The 18,888-nt window shown below is 70.3% G+C and carries 20 protein-coding genes; 9 read left to right on the top strand and 11 right to left on the bottom strand.

Features of this window, described 5'->3' with window-relative positions; all coding sequences use genetic code 11:
• The first annotated feature begins 25 nt into the window (after nt 1-25).
• From ACWEF6_RS21490 to ACWEF6_RS21475, 4 genes are read left to right on the top strand one after another with little or no spacing between them, the layout of a single operon-like run.
• On the top strand, nt 26-1,270 hold the full coding sequence (locus ACWEF6_RS21490) for a sugar ABC transporter substrate-binding protein (protein ID WP_449684577.1): 1,245 nt from the start codon (nt 26-28) through the stop codon (nt 1,268-1,270).
• Complete coding sequence (locus tag ACWEF6_RS21485; protein WP_449684576.1) at nt 1,267-2,205, top strand: carbohydrate ABC transporter permease; 939 nt, start codon at nt 1,267-1,269, stop codon at nt 2,203-2,205. Before ACWEF6_RS21490 ends, ACWEF6_RS21485 begins: the two co-directional genes overlap by 4 nt.
• The gene (locus ACWEF6_RS21480; RefSeq protein ID WP_449684575.1) at nt 2,202-3,017 is read left to right on the top strand and encodes a carbohydrate ABC transporter permease; all 816 of its coding nucleotides are present in this window, start codon (nt 2,202-2,204) and stop codon (nt 3,015-3,017) included. Before ACWEF6_RS21485 ends, ACWEF6_RS21480 begins: the two co-directional genes overlap by 4 nt.
• 20 nt (nt 3,018-3,037) lie before the next feature.
• Complete coding sequence (locus tag ACWEF6_RS21475; protein WP_449684574.1) at nt 3,038-5,038, top strand: glycoside hydrolase family 31 protein; 2,001 nt, start codon at nt 3,038-3,040, stop codon at nt 5,036-5,038.
• Here the strand turns inward: ACWEF6_RS21475 and ACWEF6_RS21470 are convergent, their stop codons facing one another.
• Nucleotides 5,039-5,647: a hypothetical protein gene (locus ACWEF6_RS21470; protein ID WP_449684573.1), complete on the bottom strand. Its 609-nt coding sequence runs from the start codon at nt 5,645-5,647 to the stop codon at nt 5,039-5,041.
• 44 nt (nt 5,648-5,691) lie between these two features.
• On the opposite strand from ACWEF6_RS21470, the gene ACWEF6_RS21465 reads away from it, so the two are divergent.
• Nucleotides 5,692-6,294, top strand: a complete 603-nt coding sequence (locus ACWEF6_RS21465; protein ID WP_449684572.1) for a TetR/AcrR family transcriptional regulator — start codon at nt 5,692-5,694, stop codon at nt 6,292-6,294.
• A 22-nt stretch (nt 6,295-6,316) separates the two neighbouring features.
• Here the strand turns inward: ACWEF6_RS21465 and ACWEF6_RS21460 are convergent, their stop codons facing one another.
• Nucleotides 6,317-6,874, bottom strand: coding sequence for a YceI family protein (locus ACWEF6_RS21460; RefSeq protein WP_449684571.1), 558 nt, complete (start codon nt 6,872-6,874; stop codon nt 6,317-6,319).
• A gap of 107 nt (nt 6,875-6,981) precedes the next feature.
• Between ACWEF6_RS21460 and ACWEF6_RS21455 the strand changes: the two genes are divergently transcribed.
• From ACWEF6_RS21455 to ACWEF6_RS21445, 3 genes are all read left to right on the top strand, one after another.
• Nucleotides 6,982-7,458, top strand: coding sequence for a MarR family winged helix-turn-helix transcriptional regulator (locus ACWEF6_RS21455; RefSeq protein ID WP_449684570.1), 477 nt, complete (start codon nt 6,982-6,984; stop codon nt 7,456-7,458).
• Nucleotides 7,459-7,466: 8 nt separating this feature from the next.
• The gene (locus ACWEF6_RS21450; RefSeq protein WP_449684569.1) at nt 7,467-8,450 is read left to right on the top strand and encodes a glutathione S-transferase family protein; all 984 of its coding nucleotides are present in this window, start codon (nt 7,467-7,469) and stop codon (nt 8,448-8,450) included.
• Between the two features lie 289 nt (nt 8,451-8,739).
• The gene (locus tag ACWEF6_RS21445; RefSeq protein WP_449684568.1) at nt 8,740-9,870 is read left to right on the top strand and encodes an epoxide hydrolase family protein; all 1,131 of its coding nucleotides are present in this window, start codon (nt 8,740-8,742) and stop codon (nt 9,868-9,870) included.
• On the opposite strand, the gene ACWEF6_RS21440 is transcribed toward ACWEF6_RS21445, so the two are convergent.
• Complete coding sequence (locus tag ACWEF6_RS21440; protein WP_449684623.1) at nt 9,867-10,415, bottom strand: LmrA/YxaF family transcription factor; 549 nt, start codon at nt 10,413-10,415, stop codon at nt 9,867-9,869. The two genes, ACWEF6_RS21445 and ACWEF6_RS21440, sit on opposite strands and share 4 nt — an antisense overlap.
• A complete protein-coding gene (locus tag ACWEF6_RS21435; RefSeq protein ID WP_449684622.1) occupies nt 10,318-10,857 on the bottom strand; it encodes an N-acetyltransferase family protein in 540 nt (179 codons plus the stop codon). The genes ACWEF6_RS21440 and ACWEF6_RS21435 overlap by 98 nt, the downstream gene beginning before the upstream one ends.
• Before the next feature lie 220 nt (nt 10,858-11,077).
• Between ACWEF6_RS21435 and ACWEF6_RS21430 the strand changes: the two genes are divergently transcribed.
• Nucleotides 11,078-11,677: a hypothetical protein gene (locus ACWEF6_RS21430; protein WP_449684567.1), complete on the top strand. Its 600-nt coding sequence runs from the start codon at nt 11,078-11,080 to the stop codon at nt 11,675-11,677.
• 71 nt (nt 11,678-11,748) lie between these two features.
• Here the strand turns inward: ACWEF6_RS21430 and groL are convergent, their stop codons facing one another.
• Genes groL through ACWEF6_RS21395 form a run of 7 tightly spaced genes read right to left on the bottom strand, consistent with a single transcriptional unit; the run spans nt 11,749 to nt 18,812 of the window.
• Entirely contained in the window at nt 11,749-13,440 is a 1,692-nt protein-coding gene (gene groL / locus ACWEF6_RS21425) for a chaperonin GroEL (RefSeq protein WP_449684566.1), read from the bottom strand.
• Between the two features lie 10 nt (nt 13,441-13,450).
• A complete protein-coding gene (locus ACWEF6_RS21420; RefSeq protein ID WP_449684565.1) occupies nt 13,451-14,476 on the bottom strand; it encodes an NAD(P)-dependent alcohol dehydrogenase in 1,026 nt (341 codons plus the stop codon).
• Complete coding sequence (locus tag ACWEF6_RS21415; protein WP_449684564.1) at nt 14,473-15,168, bottom strand: iron-sulfur cluster assembly protein; 696 nt, start codon at nt 15,166-15,168, stop codon at nt 14,473-14,475. Before ACWEF6_RS21415 ends, ACWEF6_RS21420 begins: the two co-directional genes overlap by 4 nt.
• The gene (locus ACWEF6_RS21410) at nt 15,165-16,202 is read right to left on the bottom strand and encodes an amidohydrolase family protein (RefSeq protein ID WP_449684563.1); all 1,038 of its coding nucleotides are present in this window, start codon (nt 16,200-16,202) and stop codon (nt 15,165-15,167) included. The genes ACWEF6_RS21415 and ACWEF6_RS21410 overlap by 4 nt, the downstream gene beginning before the upstream one ends.
• 36 nt (nt 16,203-16,238) lie before the next feature.
• The gene (gene mimD / locus ACWEF6_RS21405) at nt 16,239-16,610 is read right to left on the bottom strand and encodes a propane 2-monooxygenase effector subunit MimD (RefSeq protein ID WP_449684562.1); all 372 of its coding nucleotides are present in this window, start codon (nt 16,608-16,610) and stop codon (nt 16,239-16,241) included.
• Entirely contained in the window at nt 16,607-17,776 is a 1,170-nt protein-coding gene (locus tag ACWEF6_RS21400) for a ferritin family protein (protein ID WP_310975743.1), read from the bottom strand. The genes mimD and ACWEF6_RS21400 overlap by 4 nt, the downstream gene beginning before the upstream one ends.
• A 7-nt stretch (nt 17,777-17,783) precedes the next feature.
• The gene (locus ACWEF6_RS21395; RefSeq protein ID WP_449684561.1) at nt 17,784-18,812 is read right to left on the bottom strand and encodes an FAD-binding oxidoreductase; all 1,029 of its coding nucleotides are present in this window, start codon (nt 18,810-18,812) and stop codon (nt 17,784-17,786) included.
• Between the last annotated feature and the right edge of the window lie 76 nt (nt 18,813-18,888).

The following is an 18,888-nucleotide window of genomic DNA, read 5'->3' as shown; positions in this document are numbered from 1 at the left end:
GCTCCGCTGCCGAAGGAGAATCACCATGCCCGTAGTCCGTCGCGCCCTCGTCCTCTCCGTGTGCGCCACGAGTGCCGTGCTGCTGGCCGCCTGCAGCCCCAGCCCGACGGCCCCGGCCGCGCCCGGCGGCGCCGACGCCCCGGCCGCCACGTCGATCACCGAGCTCGACTACTACGCCGACGAGCAGGGTTCCGCCGCGTGGCAGAAGATCCTCGACGCCTGCGCCGGGCAGACCGGGATCAAGATCGAGCGCCAGAAGGTGCCGACCAACCAGATGCTGCCGAAGGTGCTGCAGAGCGCCAGCTCGAAGACGCTGCCGAACCTGCTCTTCACCGACAACCCGACGCTCCAGCAGGTCGCCGCCACCGGCGCGCTGACCCCGCTGAGCGACTACGGCATCAGCACCGACGGCTATTACGACAGCATCGTCAAGGCCGGGACCTACCAGGGCAAGGTGTACGGGGTCGCGCCCGGCGTCAACGGCCTCGCGCTGATCTACAACAAGGACCTCCTGCAGGCCGCCGGGGTCGAGCCGCCGAAGACGTGGGACGAGCTGAAGGCCGCCGCGGCGAAGCTGACCAAGGACGGCAAGTACGGCCTCGCCTTCTCCGCCATCCCGTCCGAAGAAGGCACCTGGCAGTTCCTCCCGTTCTTCTGGAGCAACGGCGCCGAACTGTCCCAATTGGACTCCCCCAAGGCGGCCCAGGCACTGCAGTACGTCACCGACCTGGTGAACTCGGGTGCGGCGTCGAAGTCCGTGGTGACCTGGAACCAGAACGACGTCGCCGACCAGTTCGTCGGCGGCAACGCGGCGATGATGATCAACGGGTCGTGGAACATCGCCCGCCTCGACGAGCAGAAGTCCCTGCACTACGGCGTGGTGCCGATTCCGGTGCCGCAGGCCGGCGGCAAACCGGTGGTCGCCCTCGGCGGCGAGGTCGGCACCATCCCGGTGACCGGCGGGCCCGCCCAGCAGGCCGCGGGCAAGGTGCTCTCCTGCATCCTGTCCGAGCCGACGATGGTCGAGTGGAGCAAGGCGCACGCCTACATCCCGTCGAAGACGGCCGTCGCGGAGAAGTTCGGCAAGGACCAGCCCGCGATGCAGGCGTTCGTCGACGAGGTCGGCACCGCCCGCTCCCGCACCGCGGAGCTCGGCGAGAAGTACCCGAAGGTCTCGCAGGCCCTGGCCGACGCGCTCCAGGCGGCACTGACCGGCAAGACTCCGGTCGACCAGGCCCTCAAGGCCGCCCAGCAGGCGAGCGGCTCGTGACGCTCGCCGCCGCCCCGACGGTCTCGGCGGCACCCCGCGCGAACCGGAGGTCCCGCCGGGACAACCGGTTCGCCGCGTGGGCGTTCCTGCTGCCCGCCCTGGCCTACATCATCGTGTTCTTCGGCTACCCCCTGGTCGCGAACCTGGTGATGAGCACCCAGAACTACACGGTGAAGTCGTTCTACACCGGCGAAGCGCCCTTTGTCGGCATCGCGAACTACTCCGCCGTGCTGAACAACCCGCTGTTCTCGACGGCGGCGCTCAACACGGTGCTGTTCACCGCCGGGTCGCTCGTCTTCCAGTTCGGCATCGGCCTGGCGCTCGCGGTGTTCTTCAACGGCCGCTTCCTCGGCAGCGCGCTGCTGCGGTCGCTGCTCCTGCTGCCGTGGCTGCTGCCCCTGGTGGTCAGCGGCGCGGTCTGGCGGTGGATGTTCGACCAGGACCACGGCGTGCTCAACGCCGGCCTGCGGTTCCTCGGCTTCGCCGCGGTGCCGTGGCTGAGCAGCACGAACTGGGCGCTGCCGGCGGTGATCCTCACCAACATCTGGATCGGCATCCCGTTCAACCTGGTGATCCTGCACGGCGGCCTGCGCGCCATCCCGGCGTCGCTCTACGAAGCCGCGGAGCTGGACGGCGCCGGGGCCTGGGCGCGGTTCCGGCACGTCACCTGGCCGCTGCTGCGGCCGGTCACCGGGATCGTGCTCATGCTCGGCCTGGTCTACACGATCAAGGTGTTCGACGTGATCATGGTCGTCACCGGCGGCGGGCCGGCCAACGCGACGCAGACGCTGACCACGTGGTCGTACCGGCTGTCCTTTCAGGACTTCGCGTTCGGGCAGGGCGCGGCGGTCGGCAACGTCCTCATCGTGGTGGCGACCGTCTTCGGGTTGCTGTACCTGCGCTCGGCCAAGGCGACCCTGGCGGAGGCGGCATGAAGACGGCGAACTGGCCGCGGACCGTGCTCGGTGTGCTGATCGTCGCGGCGCTGCTGTTTCCGCTGTACTGGATGGTCAACGCCTCCCTGCAGCCCAGCGGCGCGCTGCTGCGCCCCGACCCGGCGTTCTTCCCCGTCGGCGGCACCCTGGACGGCTACCGCAAGGCCGTCTCGACGCAGGGGCCCAACCTGCTCTCCAGCGTCGTGGTCGCGCTCGGCACGGTGGTCGTGTCGCTGCTGGTGGCGGCACCGGCGTCGTACGCGCTGGCCCAGCTGAAGGTGCGCGGCGGGCCGGCGCTGGTGTTCGTGCTGCTCATCGTGCAGATGATCCCGGGCATCGTGATGGCCAACGCGCTCTACACGGTGTTCAGCAACCTCGGCCTGATCGACAACTACCTCGGGCTGGTCCTCGCCGACTCCACCGCGACCATCCCGTTCGCCATCCTCCTGCTGCGGGCGTTCATGATCTCCGTGCCGAAGGAGCTCACCGAAGCGTCCCGGGTGGACGGTGCCGGGTACTGGCGCACGTTCTCCTCGATCATCCTGCCGGTCAGCCGCAACGCGCTGGTCACCGCCGGGTTGTTCTCGTTCCTGTTCGCCTGGGCGGACTTCCTGTTCGCGGTCACCTTGACCACCGGGCAGTCGTTCGAGCCCATCACCGTGGGCATCTACCGGTTCGTCGGCAACCAGTCCGCCGACTGGAACGGGATCATGGCCACCGCCGTCCTCGCCGCGATCCCCGCGGCCGTCCTGCTGGTCGTCGCCCAGCGCTACGTCGTCGCCGGGCTGACCAGCGGCGCCGTCAAAGATTGACCTCTTCCAAGGAGACCCGCGTGATCACCACGACCGAAGACGGCCGCTCGCTCGAAGTCAGCGTGCGGCACGAGGTGCTGCGCATCGAGCCGTGGGGCGAGGGCAGCCTGCGCGTGCGGGCCGGACGGCACCGCATCGCCGAAGACGTCCCGGGCGCGCTGCTGCCCGCCAAGCCGTCGGCGGCGACCGCGTCCGCCGAGGGACGCACCGGCCGGGTCGTCAACGGCCCGCTCACCGCGATCGTCGAGATCGCCGACACCGACACCGGGATCGACGCGCAGCTGAAGTTCGTCCGCACGGACACCGGCGAGGAGCTGCTGTCCGAGCAGCGCGCGCACTTCTGGTGGCCCGGCGCGCGGCTGTTCATGCCCTCGCGCAACGGCTACGGCCGGCTCGAACAGCGGTTCAGCGCCTACGAGGGCGAGCGGCTGTTCGGCCTCGGGCAGCACACGCACGGCCGGCTCGACCAGAAGGGCCTCGTGCTCGACCTGGTGCAACGCAACGCCGAGGTGTCGGTGCCGTTCCTGCTGTCCAGCCGCGGCTACGGGTTCCTCTGGAACAGCCCCGCCGTCGGCCGGGTCGAGCTGGCGGAGAACGGTACCCGCTGGGTCGCCGACGACGCGCGTCAGCTCGACTACTGGATCACCACCGGCGACGGCCCGCGGCAGATCCTGAGCCACTACGCCGACGCGACCGGCCACGCGCCCATGCTGCCCGAGTGGGCGGCCGGGTTCTGGCAGTCGAAACTGCGCTACCGCACGCAGGAGGAGCTCCTGTCGGTCGCGCGCGAGTACCACGCGCGGGGGCTGCCGCTGTCGGTGATCGTGGCGGACTTCTTCCACTGGACGCACCTCGGCGACTGGAAGTTCGACACCGCGGAGTGGCCGGACCCGGCCGGGCTGGTGCGTGAGCTGGCGGACCTCGGCGTCAAGCTGATGGTCTCGGTGTGGCCGTCGGTCAGCCCGCTCTCGGAGAACTACCAGGAGCTGCACGAGCAGGGTTTGCTGGTGGCCGCCGAGAGCGGCGTCCCGGCGCACGCGCCCTGGAAGGACAAGGGGTTCGGCGTCGAGATGCCGGTGGCGTTCTACGACGCGACCAACCCGGAGGCGCGGCGGTTCGTCTGGAGCAAGGTCAAGGAGAACTACTACGACCTGGGCGTGCGCGCGTGGTGGCTGGACGGCGACGAGCCGGAGATCCAGCCCGGCCACCCGCACAACCTGGGCTTCCACGCCGGCCCGGGCGCGGAGGTGTTCAACCTCTACCCGCAGGCGAACGCGCAGACGTTCCACGACGGCATCCGCGCCGAAGGCGACGACGAAGTGGTACTGCTGTCCCGGTCGGCGTGGGCGGGCAGCCAGCGCTTCGGGGCGGCGCTCTGGTCGGGTGACATCGGGGCGACGTGGCCGTCGCTGCGCACGCAGGTCCGGGCCGGGCTGAACGTGGCGCTGGCGGGAATCCCCTGGTGGACAACGGACATCGGCGGCTTCCACGGCGGTGACCCCGACTCGCCGGAGTACCGCGAGCTGATGGTGCGCTGGTTCCAGTACGGCGTGTTCTGCCCGCTGTTCCGGCTGCACGGCTACCGCGACCCGCGCCCGGGGTTCGGGCCGGAGATGACCGGCGGTCCCAACGAGGTCTGGTCCTTCGGTGAAGCGGCGTACGAGTCGATCACGGCGTCGCTGCGCCTGCGGGAGCGGCTGCGGCCGTACCTGATGGAGCAGATGCGGGTGGCCCACGAGCAGGGCATCCCCCCGATGCGGCCGGTGTTCGTCGACTTCCCGGCGGACCGCGCCGCCTGGGACGTCGACGACCAGTTCCTCCTCGGCCCGGACGTGCTGGTGGCCCCGGTGCTCGAGCCGGGCGTCACCTCGCGGCGGGTGTACCTGCCCGCCGGAGCGACCTGGACGGACGCGGTGGCCGGCACCCGCCACGACGGCGGCGAATGGGTCGAGGCGCCGGCCCCGGCGGACCGGATCCCGGTGTTCCTCCGCGACGGGGCGGACCTGCCGATCCGGGAATAGTCACCGCTCCCGCAGCTCGACCCACGGCTGCGGCTCGGGCTCGCCCGGTGCCCAGCCCGGCGGCCAGATCCGGACGACGCCGGCGTCGATCCGGACGTGGGCTCCGGTGAAGTCGTATTCGGCGGCTGTCGCGCCCGTGAAATCGACGGGACCGGCGAAGGACGTCTCCACGAAGCTCGCCCTGCGGACTTCGCAGCCGCGCAGGTCCACCGCGTGGAGCACCAGGTGGTCGAGGTCGAGGTCCATCCCGGGCCAGAACCGCGGGGACGCGCGCCGCAGGTGGGGCCGCAGGAGCTGCCACAGCTCCGCCTGCCACGCGACCGGGTCCGGCCAGTCGTCGTCGAGCCGGGCGGTGATGGCGTGGACGCACTCCTGGCGCCGCTCGGGGTCGGCGTCGGCCTGCTCGGCGAAGGAGGCCAGCTCGGCCAGCCGGACGGTGTGCTCGTCGGCCAGCAGCAGGGCGGCGACCTCGTCGGGGACCGGCTCCGGCGGCGCCGACGGGGTCAGCACCTCGGCGGGCCGGTCCCGGCGCAGGAGCAGCCACGCCGTCACCGAGCCGGAGACGGCGCCGATCAGCGCCAGGACGGCGAACGGCGTGACGGTGGCCATACCCGGGATTCTCCCGGCCGCCGCCAGCGAATTAAAGTGGACCTGTGAGTCCAAAGCTGACCCCGAAGGGCGCGGCGACGCGGCAGCGGATCGTCGAGGGCGCCGCGGCCGAGATCCGCGAGCGCGGTGTCGCCGTCACGACGCTGGACGACGTCCGGGCGCGGACGGGGACGAGCAAGAGCCAGTTGTTCCACTACTTCCCGGACGGCAAGGAAGAGCTCCTGCTGGCGGTGGCCCGCTTCGAAGCGGACCAGGTCCTGGCCGTCCAGCAGCCGCAGCTGGGCCGGCTGACGTCGTGGGCGGGGTGGCAGCGCTGGCGGGACACCGTCGTCTCGCACTACGACAGCCGCGGGCAGCACTGCCCGCTCAACGTCCTGATCTCCCAGCTCGGCCGCGCGACCCCGGGCGCGCAGGCCGTGGTCACCGAACTGCTGCGGCGCTGGCAGGACGAGATCGAGGCGGGCATCCGCCACCTGCAGCGGGCCGGCGAGGTCGGCGCGGACCTGGACGCCCCACGCGCGGCGGCCGCCCTGCTGGCGGGCATCCAGGGCGGGGTCGTGGTGATGCTGTCGACCGGCCGCATCGACCACCTCGAAGCGGCGCTCGACGTCGGCATCGGGAACCTGCGGGCGAGCGGGAACCGGTGAGCCCGGTTCCCGCTCCCGGAAGTCAGGCGGACTTGATCGCGGAGATCTCGAACTCCAGCGTGACCTTGTCGCTCACCAGCACGCCACCGGTCTCCAGCGCGGCGTTCCAGGTGATGCCGTAGTCCTTGCGGCTGATCGAGGTGGAGCCCTCGAAGCCGATCCGGTCGTTGCCGAACGGGTCCTTCGCCGAGCCCTCGAACTCGAACGGGACGGTGACCGAACGGGTGACGTCCTTGATCGTCAGGTCGCCGGTGACGTCGAAGCTGGTCTCGCCGGTCTGCTTGATCTCGGTCGAGGTGAAGGTGATCTGCGGGTACTCGTCCATCGACAGGAAGTCGTTGCTCTTCAGGTGCCCGTCGCGGTCGGCGTTGCGGGTGTCGATGCTGTGGGCCTGGATGGTCACCTGGACGCTCGACTTCTCCGGCGCGTCGCCGTCGATGGTCGCGGCGCCGGTGAACTCGTTGAAGCTGCCGCGCACCTTGGTCACCATCGCGTGCCGGGCGACGAACCCGATCCGCGAGTGGGCGGCGTCGAGGGTGTATTCGCCGGTCAGCTGGGGGTAGGTGGTCGCGCTGGTCATCGCTGTTCTTCTCTCCTCGTGGTGGCGCCCCCAGGTGATTGAGGGTTCAACGACACTGTACTCACTTTGGCTGGTTGCGCAAGCAAGCTTTCGGTAGTGTTGCCCGCATGGGTGAACTGTCCGCTCTCGACCTCGACGAAGCCGCCTTCTGGCGGCCGCTGATGCGCATCATGACGGCGCTGCCGCGCGCGCTCGAGGACCAGTTCCTGCCCGAGACGGGCTTGGCGATCACCGACTACGGCGTGCTGGTCGCGCTGTCCGAAGCGCCGGACCACCTGCTCCGCATCTCCGGCCTGGCCGCCACCACCGGGCTGTCGCTGAGCCGGATCAGCCGGGTCGTCGACGACCTCACCCGCCGCGGCCTGGTCGAGAAGCGCCGCTGCGCCGAGGACGGCCGCGCGTCCAACGCCGTGCTGACCGAGGCCGGATTGGCCAGACTGGAGGCGGCCTACCCGAGCCACCTCGCCCGCGTGCGGGCCGCGGTGTTCGACCACCTGAGCACCGAGGACATCCGCACGGCCGGGCCGGTGCTGGCCCGGCTGGCCGCGGCACTGGACACCGCTCCCCCGACCGACGACTGCTGAGGACGCCGATGAGCGACAAGGGCGAGTACAAGCGCGACCAGAACTACCTCCCGGACCGCATCACGGCCGACGGCCGCGACGGCTGGCCGGTCGAGCCGGGCCGCTACCGGCTGGTGGTGGCGCGGGCCTGCCCGTGGGCGAACCGCGCGGTGATCGTCCGGCGCCTGCTCGGGCTCGAGCCGGTCCTGTCGATGGGCATCGCGGGCCCGGTCCACGACGAGCGCAGCTGGAGCTTCGACCTGGACCCCGGGGGCCGCGACCCGGTCCTCGGCATCGAGCGCCTGCAGGAGGCGTTCTTCAAGCGCGACCCGGACTACCCGCGCGGCATCACGGTGCCCGCGTTCGTCGACGTCCCGAGCGGCCAGGTCGTCACCAACGACTTCGCGCAGATGACGCTGGACATGTCCACGGAGTGGACGGCGTATCACCGCGACGGCGCACCGGAGCTGTACCCGGAGAAGCTGCGCGACGAGATCGACGACGTGGCGCAGAAGGTGTTCACCGACGTCAACAACGCGGTGTACCAGTGCGGCTTCGCCCGGTCCCAGGAGGCGTACGACCACTCGTACCGGAAACTGTTCGCCCGGCTCGACTGGTTGTCGGACCGCCTGGCGGGCCGGCGGTACCTGGTGGGCGACACGATCACCGAGGCCGACGTCCGGCTGTTCACCACGCTGGTGCGGTTCGACGCGGTGTACCACGGTCACTTCAAGTGCAACCGGCAGAAGCTGACCGAGCTGCCGGTGCTGTGGGCATACACGCGCGACCTGTTCCAGACGCCGGGCTTCGGCGACACGATCGACTTCGCCCAGATCAAGGAGCACTACTACGTGGTGCACCAGAACGTGAACCCGACGGGGATCGTCCCGCTCGGCCCGGACAGCTCCGGTTGGCTCACCCCGCACGGCCGCGAGGAGCTCGGCGGCCGCCCGTTCGGCGACGGGACCCCGCCGGGCCCGCCGCCGGAGTCCGAGAGGGTGCCCGCGCTCTGAGAACTTGGCTACGGTGATCGCCATGGAACGCCTGCGCGATCGCCGGGTCCTGGCCACCGGGCGCCGGTTCCGGCATCGGCCGGGCCACCACGCTCCGCCTCGGACGACGGAAAGTTCATCACGTGCACGGAAATCCGCATCGAAGGCGGCATGCACACCTGAACAACAATGACGCCCCAAGGCAAGCAGCCGCCCTCAGCGGCCGTTGAACAATCCGGCGTTCGGGCCGGCGGGAAGCACAGAAGGCAGCGGACATCACCTGTCCTATATCCAAGAGACCGTCGCCCCCATGGATCCCTTCCACATCGACATCCCCCAGCAAGACCTCGACGAGCTCCACCACCGCCTGGCCAAGACCCGCTGGCCGGGCGAGCTCCCCGACGCCGGCTGGGACTACGGCGTCAGCCAGGCCTACCTGGCCGACCTCGTCGGCTACTGGCAGCACGGCTTCGACTGGCGGGCCCAGGAAGCAAGCCTCAACCGGTACCCCCAGTTCACCACCACCCTCGACGGCCAGAACGTCCACTTCGTCCACGCCCGCTCCCCCGAACCCGACGCGACTCCGCTGATCATCACCCACGGCTGGCCCAGCACCATCGCCGACTTCCGGGACGTCCTCGGCCCCCTCACCGACCCGAAGGCCCACGGCGGTGACCCGAAGGACGCCTTCCACGTCGTCGCACCATCGGTGCCCGGGTTCGCCTTCTCCGGCCCCACCACCGAACGCGGCTGGAACACCCACCGCGTCGCGAAAGCGTGGGCCGAGCTGATGCAGCGGCTCGGCTACGAACGCTACGGCGCCCACGGCGGCGACTTCGGCAGCATCGTCTCGCCCGAACTCGGCCGCGTCGCTCCTGATGCCGTGCTGGGCGTGCACCTCAACGCCGTCGCCAATGCCGGGGTGCCGACCGCTCCCGGGGACCTCGACCGATTGTCCGAAGAGGACCGGAAGCGGGCGCGGGAGAACGAAGCCTGGTGGTACCCCCACTCCGGCTACGCCACCCAGATGGCCACCCGGCCGCAGACCCTCGCCTACGCCCTCAACGACTCCCCCGCCGGGCAGCTCGCCTGGAACCTCGAGTGGTTCGTCGACTGGGATCCCACCGCCACGAACCAGACCCCGGTGAGCCGGGACGCGCTCCTGACCAACGTGACGATCTTCTGGCTCACCGGCACCGCCGGCTCGGCCGCGCGTCTCTACCTCGAGGCCGGCCAGGACGGCTGGGGGGAGCGGCCCGCGCCCTCCGGGGTCCCGACCGCGGTGGTGAACTTCCGCGGCGACCACGCGATCCGCGGCCTGGCCGCACTGTCCAACACGGTCACGCGCTGGACCGAGTACGACACCGGCGGCCACTTCGCGTCCCTGCAGGCGCCCGAAGCACTGGTGACCGACATCCGCGAGTTCTTCCGCGGCCTTTAGACCCGGCGGCGCCGCTTGGCCACGGCGCCGTCGAGCAGCGGACGCAGCTCCTCGACCACCGTCTCGAGGGGCGCGACGTCCTGGTGCGCCCGCGCCAGGACGATCGCGCCCTCGAGGGCGCTGAGCATCAGCACCGCCAGGGACGCGCTGCGGGCCGGGGGCACGCCCAGCTGCTCGAGGGTCGCCGCGACCGGGCGCTGCCAGCCCTCGAACGCCTTGCCCACCGCTTCGCGCAGGCTGTCGCTGGTGGCGGCCGTGTCCGCGACCGTCGCCACCAGGGGGCAGCCCGCGTCGAAGCCGGACGTCGTGAACTCGCCGGTCCACTGGGCGGCCATCGCCGCGAAGAGGTTCCCCGGGGTCGGGTCGGCGAGCTTGGCCGCGACGCGCGCCACGCGGCGGGCGGCGTAGTCGCCGGCCCAGGTGACGGCTTCGGCGATCAGCTGGTCCTTACCGCCCGGGAAGTAGTGCTGCAGGGACCCCCGCGGGGCTTCGGCGTGGGCGACCACGTCCCGCATGCCGGTCGCCCCGACACCGTGGATCCGCACCAGCTGGGCGGCGCTGAGCACCATCCGCTCGCGCGGGGTCCTGGTCATCGGCTGCCTCCTTCATGACGTCCGTCATGGTAGCCCAGTCCGGCACGACCAGCGCGAAGTCCCGTTCACCGCGCTCGTAGGACGGCATCGGCCGGAACCCCTGACCCAGCAGCAGCGCCTCGGCGCCGGTGTTCCCGGCCTGCACGGTGGCCCGCACGGTCCAGCCCGGCCAGCGCCTGCACGCCCACAGCCACCGGCTCAGCGCACTGGCGACTCCCTGCCGCTGCCACGCGTCGGCGACCAGGATCCCGATTTCCGCTTCCCCCGGCGTCTCCGAGACGAAGTTGAGCAGCCCGGCCGGAGTGCCGTCGCGAAAGGCGAGCAACGCGACACCGGCGAGCAAAAACCGTTCGTAACGCTGGAAAACCTCGGCGGGCCGGGCCGGGCCGCCCATCATGAACCGGCGCCGGAGACTCTCCGGCGAGCAGGCCGCGATCAGCGCGGCGACCTGCGCGCGGTCCGCGACCTCTATGACAGTGGTCATAGTCCCCATGAGAGCACACCGGACCGGAAAATGCCATGACGGGTGTCATAGGCCGCCGCGCCCGGTTCGCCCGGCCGGGACCCGGGTACGTTGCCGTGGCCGCGCTCCCCCACCGCGAAAGGCGTCCTCGATGCAGCTCTACGCCGAACGGCCGATCCGCCGGACCGCCCAGCTCGTCAGCGACCTCCTGGCCGTGCTGCTCGTCGTCATCGCGGTCTGGCTGGGGACGTCGGTGTACGACCAGGTCATGAAGCTGCGGGCACCCGGGGACGGGCTCGTCGACGCCGGTACCGGCCTGCGCGGCACGTTCGACTCCGCGGCGAACTCCGCCGACGGCCTCCCGCTCGTCGGGGACGCCCTGGCCAAGGCCCTGCACGGTGGTTCGGACGTCGGCACGAAACTCACGGACGCCGGCCACTGGCAGATCGAGGCCGTCGAGAACCTGGCCTGGTGGCTGGCGGCGGTCATCATCGCCCTGCCCGTGCTGACGCTCCTGGTGTCGTGGTTGCCGCTGCGCTGGCACTACACGCGCCGCGCCACCTCGGCCGCACGGCTGCGGGCCCTCGGTGACGAAGGGCTGGACCTGCTGGCCCTGCGCGCCCTCACGACGCAGCCCCTCCACCGCCTGGCTTCGGTGGGCGAGCCGGCCACCGGCTGGCGGGAGCGCGACCGGGACGTCATCGCGAAGCTGGCCGGCCACGAACTGGCGCGCCACGGCCTCGCTCCCTGAGCCGGAGGTCTCCCCGCCGGGGGCTCAGGACACCGGCGGGAAGACCTCCGCACTCCGCGGGCCGGGAGAGCTCAGCCGACGGAGGGGCCCATCCCGAGGGACTGCGGCGTGCTGGCGTCGGGCGACGGCTGGTGCAGGCCTTCGTCCAGCGGGCCGAACTCGGTCATCAGGGCCGGGCTGCCGCCCCACGGGGTCTGTTCCTCGGCGATCAGCGAGTTCGTCGTGAGCAGCAGACCGGCCACCGAAGCCCCGTTCTGCACGGCCGAGCGGCACACCCGCAGCGGGTCCACGACGCCGAGGGCGATCATGTCCCCGTAGCGGTCGTGCAGGGCGTCGAAGCCTTCGTCGTCACCGAGTTCCCGGGTGCGCGCGACGATCTCGTGCGCCGGGTGGCCCGCGTTGTGCGCGATGAGGAACGCCGGTTCGGCCAGGGCCCGCCGGACGATCTCGACGCCGATGGCCTGGTCACCGTCCAAGCCGAGGCCTTCCAGGGCCTTTTCGGCGTGCAGGAGCGCCGCTCCCCCGCCCGCCACGATGCCCTCGGCCATCGCCGCCCGGGTCGCCGACAACGCGTCCTCGACCCGGTGCTGCAGTTCCTTCAGCTCGGCCGGCGTGGCCGCGCCGACCCGGACCACCGCGACCTTGCCGGTCAGGGCACCGATCCGCTCGGTCAGGACGTCCTCGTCGACGCCGAACTGCGCGCGCTCCAGCTCCGCCCGCAACTGCCCGACCCGGAACTCGACCGCGTCCGACGAGCCGGCGCCGCCCACGATGGTGGTGCGGTTCTCGGTGACCCGGACCTGCTTGGCGCGGCCGAGGTGCTCCAGGGTCATCGTCTCCATGGTGAACCCGGACTGCCGCGAGAGCACCGCGCCGCCGACGATGGCCGCGAGGTCCTCCAGCTTGTGCAGCCGCCGGTCGCCGAAGCCGGGCGCGCGGACCGCGACCGACTGGAACGTGCCGTTCATGTGGTTGTGCACCAGCATGGACAGCGCCGTGCCCTCGACCGTCTCGCCGATCACCACCAGCGGCCGGGGTGCCCGCATCACCTTGTCCAGCAACGGCATCAGCTGCTGCACCTTGGTGATCTTCTCCGCGCACATCAGGATGTAGGGGTCGTCGAGCACCGCCTCCAGCCGGCCCGGGTCGGTGACCAGGTACGGCGAGAGGTAGCCGTTGTCGAACTCGAACCCTTCGACGAACTCGACGCTCATCCCGATCGACGGCGACTCCTCGACGGTCACCACACCGCCGTCGCCGACGGTGTGCAGGGCCTTGGCGATGACCGCGCCGACGGCGTCGTCGTCGTTGGCCGAGATCGCCGCCACCCGCGCGTAGTCCTGTTCGGACACCACCGGGTGGGCCTGCTTCTCCAGGTGCGCCACCAGCAGCCCGACCGCGTGGTCGATGCCGCGTTTGACGAGCACCGGGTTGCCGCCGCTCGCGATCGCCCGCATGCCCTCGCGGACGATCGCCTGGGCCAGCACGGTGGCCGTGGTGGTGCCGTCGCCGACGACGTCGTTGGTCTTGATCGCCGCTTCCTTCACCAGTTGCGCACCCATGTTCTCGAACTGGTTCTTCAGGTGGATCTCGCGGGCGATGGTGACGCCGTCGTTGGTGACCACCGGCGAGCCGGTGATCTTCTCGATGATCACGTTGCGGCCCTTGGGGCCCAACGTGGACTTGACCGCTTCGGCCAGCTTGTCGACGCCCGCCAGCAGCAGGTCGCGGGCGTCCGAGCCGAACCGCAGTTCCTTCGCCATCTGCCCGCTCCTAGGGGGTGAGGATCGCGCGGCCGCGCACGCGCCCGGCGTCGAGGTCGGCCAGCGCGTCGAGCGCCGCGTCCAGGGGGTACTTCTTCGTGTGCAGGGTGACCTTGCCGGCTTCGGCCAGGACCATCAGCTCGACGAGGTCGTTGTAGGTGCCCACGAGGTTGCCGATGATGTTGCGTTCGGTGGAGATGATGTCGATCGTCGGGATCTCGATGTTCGAGCCGTAGCCGATGACGAAGTGCGACCCGGCGCGCCGCGTCATCGCGAAGGCGTCCTGCTGGGCGCCCTGCTCGGCGACGAAGTCGAGGACGACTTCGGCGCCGTTGCCGCCGGTCAGGTCGAGCACGGCTTCGACCTGCTTGCCGTCGGCCAGCACGGTCTCGTCGGCACCCAGGGTGGCCGCCAGGTCGAGGGCGTCGGCGTTGCGGTCGACCACGATCACGCGGGCGGCCGTCAGCGCGCGCAGCGACTGGATGCCGATGTGCCCGAGGCCGCCGGCGCCGTTGACGACGCAGGTGGTGCCCGGGTACAGGTGCGGGACGGCCTTGCGCACCGCGTGGTAGGCGGTGATGCCCGCGTCGGCCAGCGCCGCCACATCGGACGGCCGGGTCGACGGATCCAGCTTGATGCACGCCCGCGCCGACGTCAGCAGGTACTCCGCCATCCCGCCGTCGCTGCTGATGCCCGGGAAGCTCCCGTTCGGGCAGTGCATGTCGTCGCCGGCCCGGCAGGCGTGGCAGAGCCCGCAGGTCGGCGTCGGGTGCAGGATCACGGTGTCCCCGACCTCGACGTTCGTCACCGCCGGGCCGACCTCGTGCACCCAGCCCGCGTTCTCGTGCCCGATCGTGTAGGGCAGCGCGACGCCGGACTTCTCGGCCCACTGCTCCTCGATGATGTGCAGGTCGGTGCGGCACACGCCGGCGCCGCCGATCTTGACCACGACGTCGAAGGGTCCGGTGGCGCGCGGCTCCGGGACGTCTTCGATCACCGGTTGCTGGTGGTACTTCTGCAGCCGCACGGCCTTCATCCCGTGCCCTCCTCTTCACCGGTCAGGGCGTACCGCGCGCGCAGCATGCCGCGGCAGACGCCCGAGTTGGCCTCCATGCTCGTGCGGGTCAGCCGCGCGAACGCCAGGTGGCGTTTCGCATCGGCCTCGGACACCGCTCGCCCGGTCGCCGGGTCGAGCAGCAGCGGGTCGCCGTCCTCGGCGGGCAGGCCGAGCTCGCGGCGGCGGGCCCGCAGCCGGTCGAGGTCCGGGCTCGGCGGGACGTCGCCGAGGGTCAGCGCCGCCGGGTCCCGGCCGAGGGACCGGCAGACGCGGTCGGTGCCCGCCAGGACGGCCTTGCGGACGAAGTCGTACCGCAGCGTGTCGAGCTCGTCGACGGCCTCGCCGTCGAAGGACGCGACGAACCCCTGCCGGGCCGCGACCCCGCGGTTGATGACGTCGGACGCGAAGTGGTCGTCGAGCCGGATGTCGAGCCCGGTCAGGCCCGGCACCCCGGCCACGGCGTCGTAGGCGTCCGCGACCATGAGGAACGCGAAGTTCGGCGCGCAGAAGTACGTCGGCAGCCGCAGCCGGACGACGGCGTGGCCCGCGTCGCTCACCTCGCAGCGGGCCACGAACCCGAGGTCGGTGAGGGGTTCGTCCAGTTCGGGATCCCGGACGGTGCCCAGCGCCGCCCACACGGCGGCGCGGGCGCCGGTCACCAGCGTGGTCATGAGTTCGGCACGCCGACGGGCTCGACCTTCTCCGGATCCCGCAACCGAAGCTCTTCCGGCACGTCGATGCCGTAGAGGCGGGCCGCGTTCAGCCCGAGGATCTTCTTCTTCTGGTCGACGGTCAGCGGCGGGAAGTCCGACAGCTCTTCGTCGGACGGCATGTTCCAGTCGACGAAGCCCTCGACCTGCCACTTCGGTTCCCAGATGGCGTAGTCCGCGCCGAAGATCAGCTTGTCCTCCCCGAGCCAGAACATCAGCTCGCCCATGACCTTGGCGAAGAACTTCGGGCGGGCGTGCATCAGGCCGCCGACCACGACGGCCAGCCCCGCGTAGACGTTCCGCTCCTGGGTGGCCATGAAGCAGAAGTCCTCGATGCGCGGCAGGCCGACGTGCTCGACGATGAAGTTGAGGCCCTGGAAGTTCGTCGCCGCGTGGTCCACATCGGACACGTCGAACGCGTCCTTGTCCAAGGGCCAGATCGTCGGTCCCTTGTGGATGTGGACGTTCGTGACGCCGAGTTCCTCGCACTTCTCGAGGAAGCGCGCGGTTTCCGGATCCTTGAGGCTCCAGCCGCGGGAGTCGCCCCGCCACTCGGCCGTGTAGAGCTTGACGCCCTTGCAGCCGTACCGCTTGACGCGCTCTTCCAGGGCCTTCAGGCCTTCGTCGCCTTCACGCGGGTCGAAGGTCGTGTTGACGAGGAACTTGCCGGGGTGCTTCTCGGCCAGCGCCGCGTCCGCTTCGGTGGTGTTGAAGCCCGTCTTGTACCACTGCCGCAGGTTCGTCGGCTGGAAGATGGCCTGGTCGACGTGCCCGGCCTCGAACAGGTCGTGCATCATCAGTTCCTCGGAGTACTTCTGGAACCGGTCGATCGGCCAGTGCGTCTCCTTCGGGCCGAGCCCCTGGTAGGCGTGGAAGCACTCGATCCAGCCCTTGGCGTATTCCTCCTGCCCTTCGACCCAGTTCTCCGGGCTCGCGTCCCAGAAGTGGGTGTGGGCGTCCACCACGAAATACTTCTCGCCGTCTTTCTCGTACATTTCCTGATCCTCCTGAGCCGGATCGAGTGCTGGGTCCTACTTGACGGGCTTGAGGTCGAAGTCGAGGTATTCGGCCGCGTCCTCGGGGTTGGCGAACATGATCGTGCGGTCGTCTTCGTGGATCATCCGCCCGTAGTGGGTGGACATGCTCTCCTCGAACTCGGCCGCGTTGAACCAGCCTTCTTCCTCGCCGGCGGCCTCGTCGACCTCGGCGTAGACGACCTCCATCCGGCCGACGGCGTCGACCCGGATCATCGAAGGCAGCGGCGTGATGGTGACGTTGTCCTTCGTTCCCATCACTTCCGCGATGATCGCGCCCACCTGGTTGTTCATCAGGGTGAAGCCGCACATGTTGGACGCGGTGTTGTCGGCCTTGAACGGGCTTTCCGCGGTTTTGAAGATGGTCACTGGCCCAGCTCCTCGGGTGCCTTGAGGCCCAATTCGGACAGGATGCCGGCGAACCGGCTCTTCACGCGGTCGAGACCGTCCTCGAACCGGATCGGCTTGGCGTCGGGCTGCGACCACAGCGGCTGCAGCGCGCGGGCGGCGGCGATGCTCTTCGGCACCCAGTCCTCGAGCCACTTCTGCAGCAGCGCCTTGTTGTGGTCGGCGAACTCCTTGTCGTTGATCAGCAGGTGGAACAGCGGTTTCGTGTAGCGGAGGTCGCGTTCGGAGAAGTCGAACTCCTCGGCGCCGATCAGCGTCGGGGTGACGAAGTCGCCGTTCGCCGGCGCGGCCTGCTGCACCAGGTTGCTGCGGAACAATTCGCCGACGAGGGGCTCGAAGACGACGTTCGCGGCGAAGATCGCCTCGCCCCAGTCCCAGATCCCGGTCAGCTGCTCGGCGGTCTCCCGCACGCCCTGCCACGCCGGATCTTCGTTCCACGTCGACAGGTGGGCGGTGCCGTCGAAGCCCTCGATCTCCTCGGTCAGCGTCAGGTTGTACAGCGCCAGGTCCTGGGCCGCGCGGATCCGGTGCATGCTGTTCACCGAGATCGCGTTGTTGTGCATGTTCGTCGGCGCGCGGCGGTTGGCGTTGGCGAACAGGTACAGGCCGAGGCCGTGGTCGACGTGCATCCACGCGCCGACGTGCTTGGCGACGAAGTCGACCCAATTGCGGTTCCACTGTTCGAACGCCTTGGCCTGGCGCGCGGCGTCGATGTTCTGGTTCAGCTGGCGCACGACGTTCGCGTTGTACCGGTAGAGCGTGAGCTCCCATTCCTCGTTGGGGTCGCGGAACTCGTGCCAGCCGTGGGCCGGCCAGTCGTAGCCCTTGCCGCCGGAGCCCGGGCCGCGCTCGGGCAGCGGGCGGTCGGAGCCCCACGCCTTCAGCGCGGTCCACTCCAGCGGGTAGCCGCCCTGGCCGTCGGCGAAGGCGTAGAGCCAGCCCTGGGACAGGTAGTGCCGCGGGTCGGGCTGGACCTCGACGGTGACGTCCTCGTAGTGGCTCTGCTTGCGCTTGGCCGGGGTGAAGTAGTTGTACTGGCGGGCCGTGGAGTCCGGGAAGACCTTCGCGCCCGCCTCGGCGTCGGTGAACGCCGGCTTGGGCACGCTGCGTTCGGAGGTGGCTGTCATGGGTTTCCTACCCTTCGCCCGTGGTGGTGAACTTGTCGTAGAAGACGCGTTTGTCCGCGACGCCGAGCGCGGGCAGCAGCTCCAGCGCGGCCTCCACCATCGGCGGCGGCCCGCAGACGTAGGCGTCGGCACCGGCGAGGTCGAGGCCGGCGCGGCGCAGGACGTCGGTGACGAAGCCGGTTTCGCCGGTCCAGTCGGCGTCGCCCGGCTCGGACAACGCGGGGACGTAACGGAAAGACGGCAGCTTGTCTTCGAGCGCCCGCAGTTCGGCCTCGAAACAGAGGTCGTGGCGGCGGCGGGCGCCGTAGTAGAAGACGGCCTTCCGATCGATCCCGCGCTCGGCCATCGACCGCAGCAGGGACAGGATCGGCGCCATCCCGGCTCCGCCGCCGACGAAGACGAGGTCCGCGCCCGGGTTGTCCCGCAAGGTGAACACCCCGAACGGGCCGGTCACCCGGAGCCGGTCGCCGACCGCGACTTCGGCGGCCAGGAACCGGGAGAACAGCCCGTCGGGGTAGATCTTGACGACGAACTCCAGGAGCCCGTCGCGCGCGGAGGTGTTGGCCATCGAGAACGACCGCGTCTCCTCGGTGCCCGGGATCGCGAAGTCCAGGTACTGCCCGGGGAAGAACTTCAGGTCGCCGTCGAGCCGCACCACCAGGTGCCGGAGGTCGTGCGTCACGGGATCGTTGGCGACGACCTCGACCTCGGCTTCCTGGATCGGTAGGCCGGACTGGATCATCTCCTCGTCGTAGTTGAGCAGCTCGATCGTCAGGTCTTCGTAGGCGTGGGCCCGGCACAGCAGCGTGAAGCCTTCCTCCTTTTCGTAGTCGGGGAGCGCGAAGGTCGAGTACCGGTCGTGTTCGACGTCGTCACCGTCGAGGAGGAACGACTTGCAGGCCGCGCACTGCCCTTCCTTGCAGCCGTGCATGAGCATCACGCCCTGCTCGGCGGCGGCGCGCAGGATCGTGGTGTCCTCGGCGACGTCGATCTCGATCCCGACCGGCTCGAACCGGACGCGGTGTTTCTCTGCCATGGATGCCCCGTCTTGCTCGGTGCGGGGTGGGGGGGGGGGTGTTGGGGGGTGGGGAGAGCCAAAACAACACACCACA

The organism is Amycolatopsis sp. NPDC004772, assembly GCF_053601215.1.
The sequence above is the reverse complement of the archived record's forward strand: the minus strand, read 5'-3'. Positions and strand labels throughout refer to the sequence as shown.

What these genes read in the sequence shown, in the direction of transcription:
- ACWEF6_RS21490 (WP_449684577.1), top strand. Translation starts at nt 26, where the DNA reads ATGCCCGTAGTCCGTCGCGCCCTCGTCCTCTCCGTGTGCGCCACGAGT.
- ACWEF6_RS21480 (WP_449684575.1), top strand. Translation starts at nt 2,202, where the DNA reads ATGAAGACGGCGAACTGGCCGCGGACCGTGCTCGGTGTGCTGATCGTC.
- ACWEF6_RS21470 (WP_449684573.1), bottom strand. Translation starts at nt 5,647, where the DNA reads ATGGCCACCGTCACGCCGTTCGCCGTCCTGGCGCTGATCGGCGCCGTC.
- ACWEF6_RS21460 (WP_449684571.1), bottom strand. Translation starts at nt 6,874, where the DNA reads ATGACCAGCGCGACCACCTACCCCCAGCTGACCGGCGAATACACCCTC.
- ACWEF6_RS21455 (WP_449684570.1), top strand. Translation starts at nt 6,982, where the DNA reads ATGGGTGAACTGTCCGCTCTCGACCTCGACGAAGCCGCCTTCTGGCGG.
- ACWEF6_RS21450 (WP_449684569.1), top strand. Translation starts at nt 7,467, where the DNA reads ATGAGCGACAAGGGCGAGTACAAGCGCGACCAGAACTACCTCCCGGAC.
- ACWEF6_RS21445 (WP_449684568.1), top strand. Translation starts at nt 8,740, where the DNA reads ATGGATCCCTTCCACATCGACATCCCCCAGCAAGACCTCGACGAGCTC.
- ACWEF6_RS21435 (WP_449684622.1), bottom strand. Translation starts at nt 10,857, where the DNA reads ATGGGCGGCCCGGCCCGGCCCGCCGAGGTTTTCCAGCGTTACGAACGG.
- ACWEF6_RS21430 (WP_449684567.1), top strand. Translation starts at nt 11,078, where the DNA reads ATGCAGCTCTACGCCGAACGGCCGATCCGCCGGACCGCCCAGCTCGTC.
- groL (WP_449684566.1), bottom strand. Translation starts at nt 13,440, where the DNA reads ATGGCGAAGGAACTGCGGTTCGGCTCGGACGCCCGCGACCTGCTGCTG.
- ACWEF6_RS21420 (WP_449684565.1), bottom strand. Translation starts at nt 14,476, where the DNA reads ATGAAGGCCGTGCGGCTGCAGAAGTACCACCAGCAACCGGTGATCGAA.
- ACWEF6_RS21415 (WP_449684564.1), bottom strand. Translation starts at nt 15,168, where the DNA reads ATGACCACGCTGGTGACCGGCGCCCGCGCCGCCGTGTGGGCGGCGCTG.
- ACWEF6_RS21410 (WP_449684563.1), bottom strand. Translation starts at nt 16,202, where the DNA reads ATGTACGAGAAAGACGGCGAGAAGTATTTCGTGGTGGACGCCCACACC.
- ACWEF6_RS21400 (WP_310975743.1), bottom strand. Translation starts at nt 17,776, where the DNA reads ATGACAGCCACCTCCGAACGCAGCGTGCCCAAGCCGGCGTTCACCGAC.
- ACWEF6_RS21395 (WP_449684561.1), bottom strand. Translation starts at nt 18,812, where the DNA reads ATGGCAGAGAAACACCGCGTCCGGTTCGAGCCGGTCGGGATCGAGATC.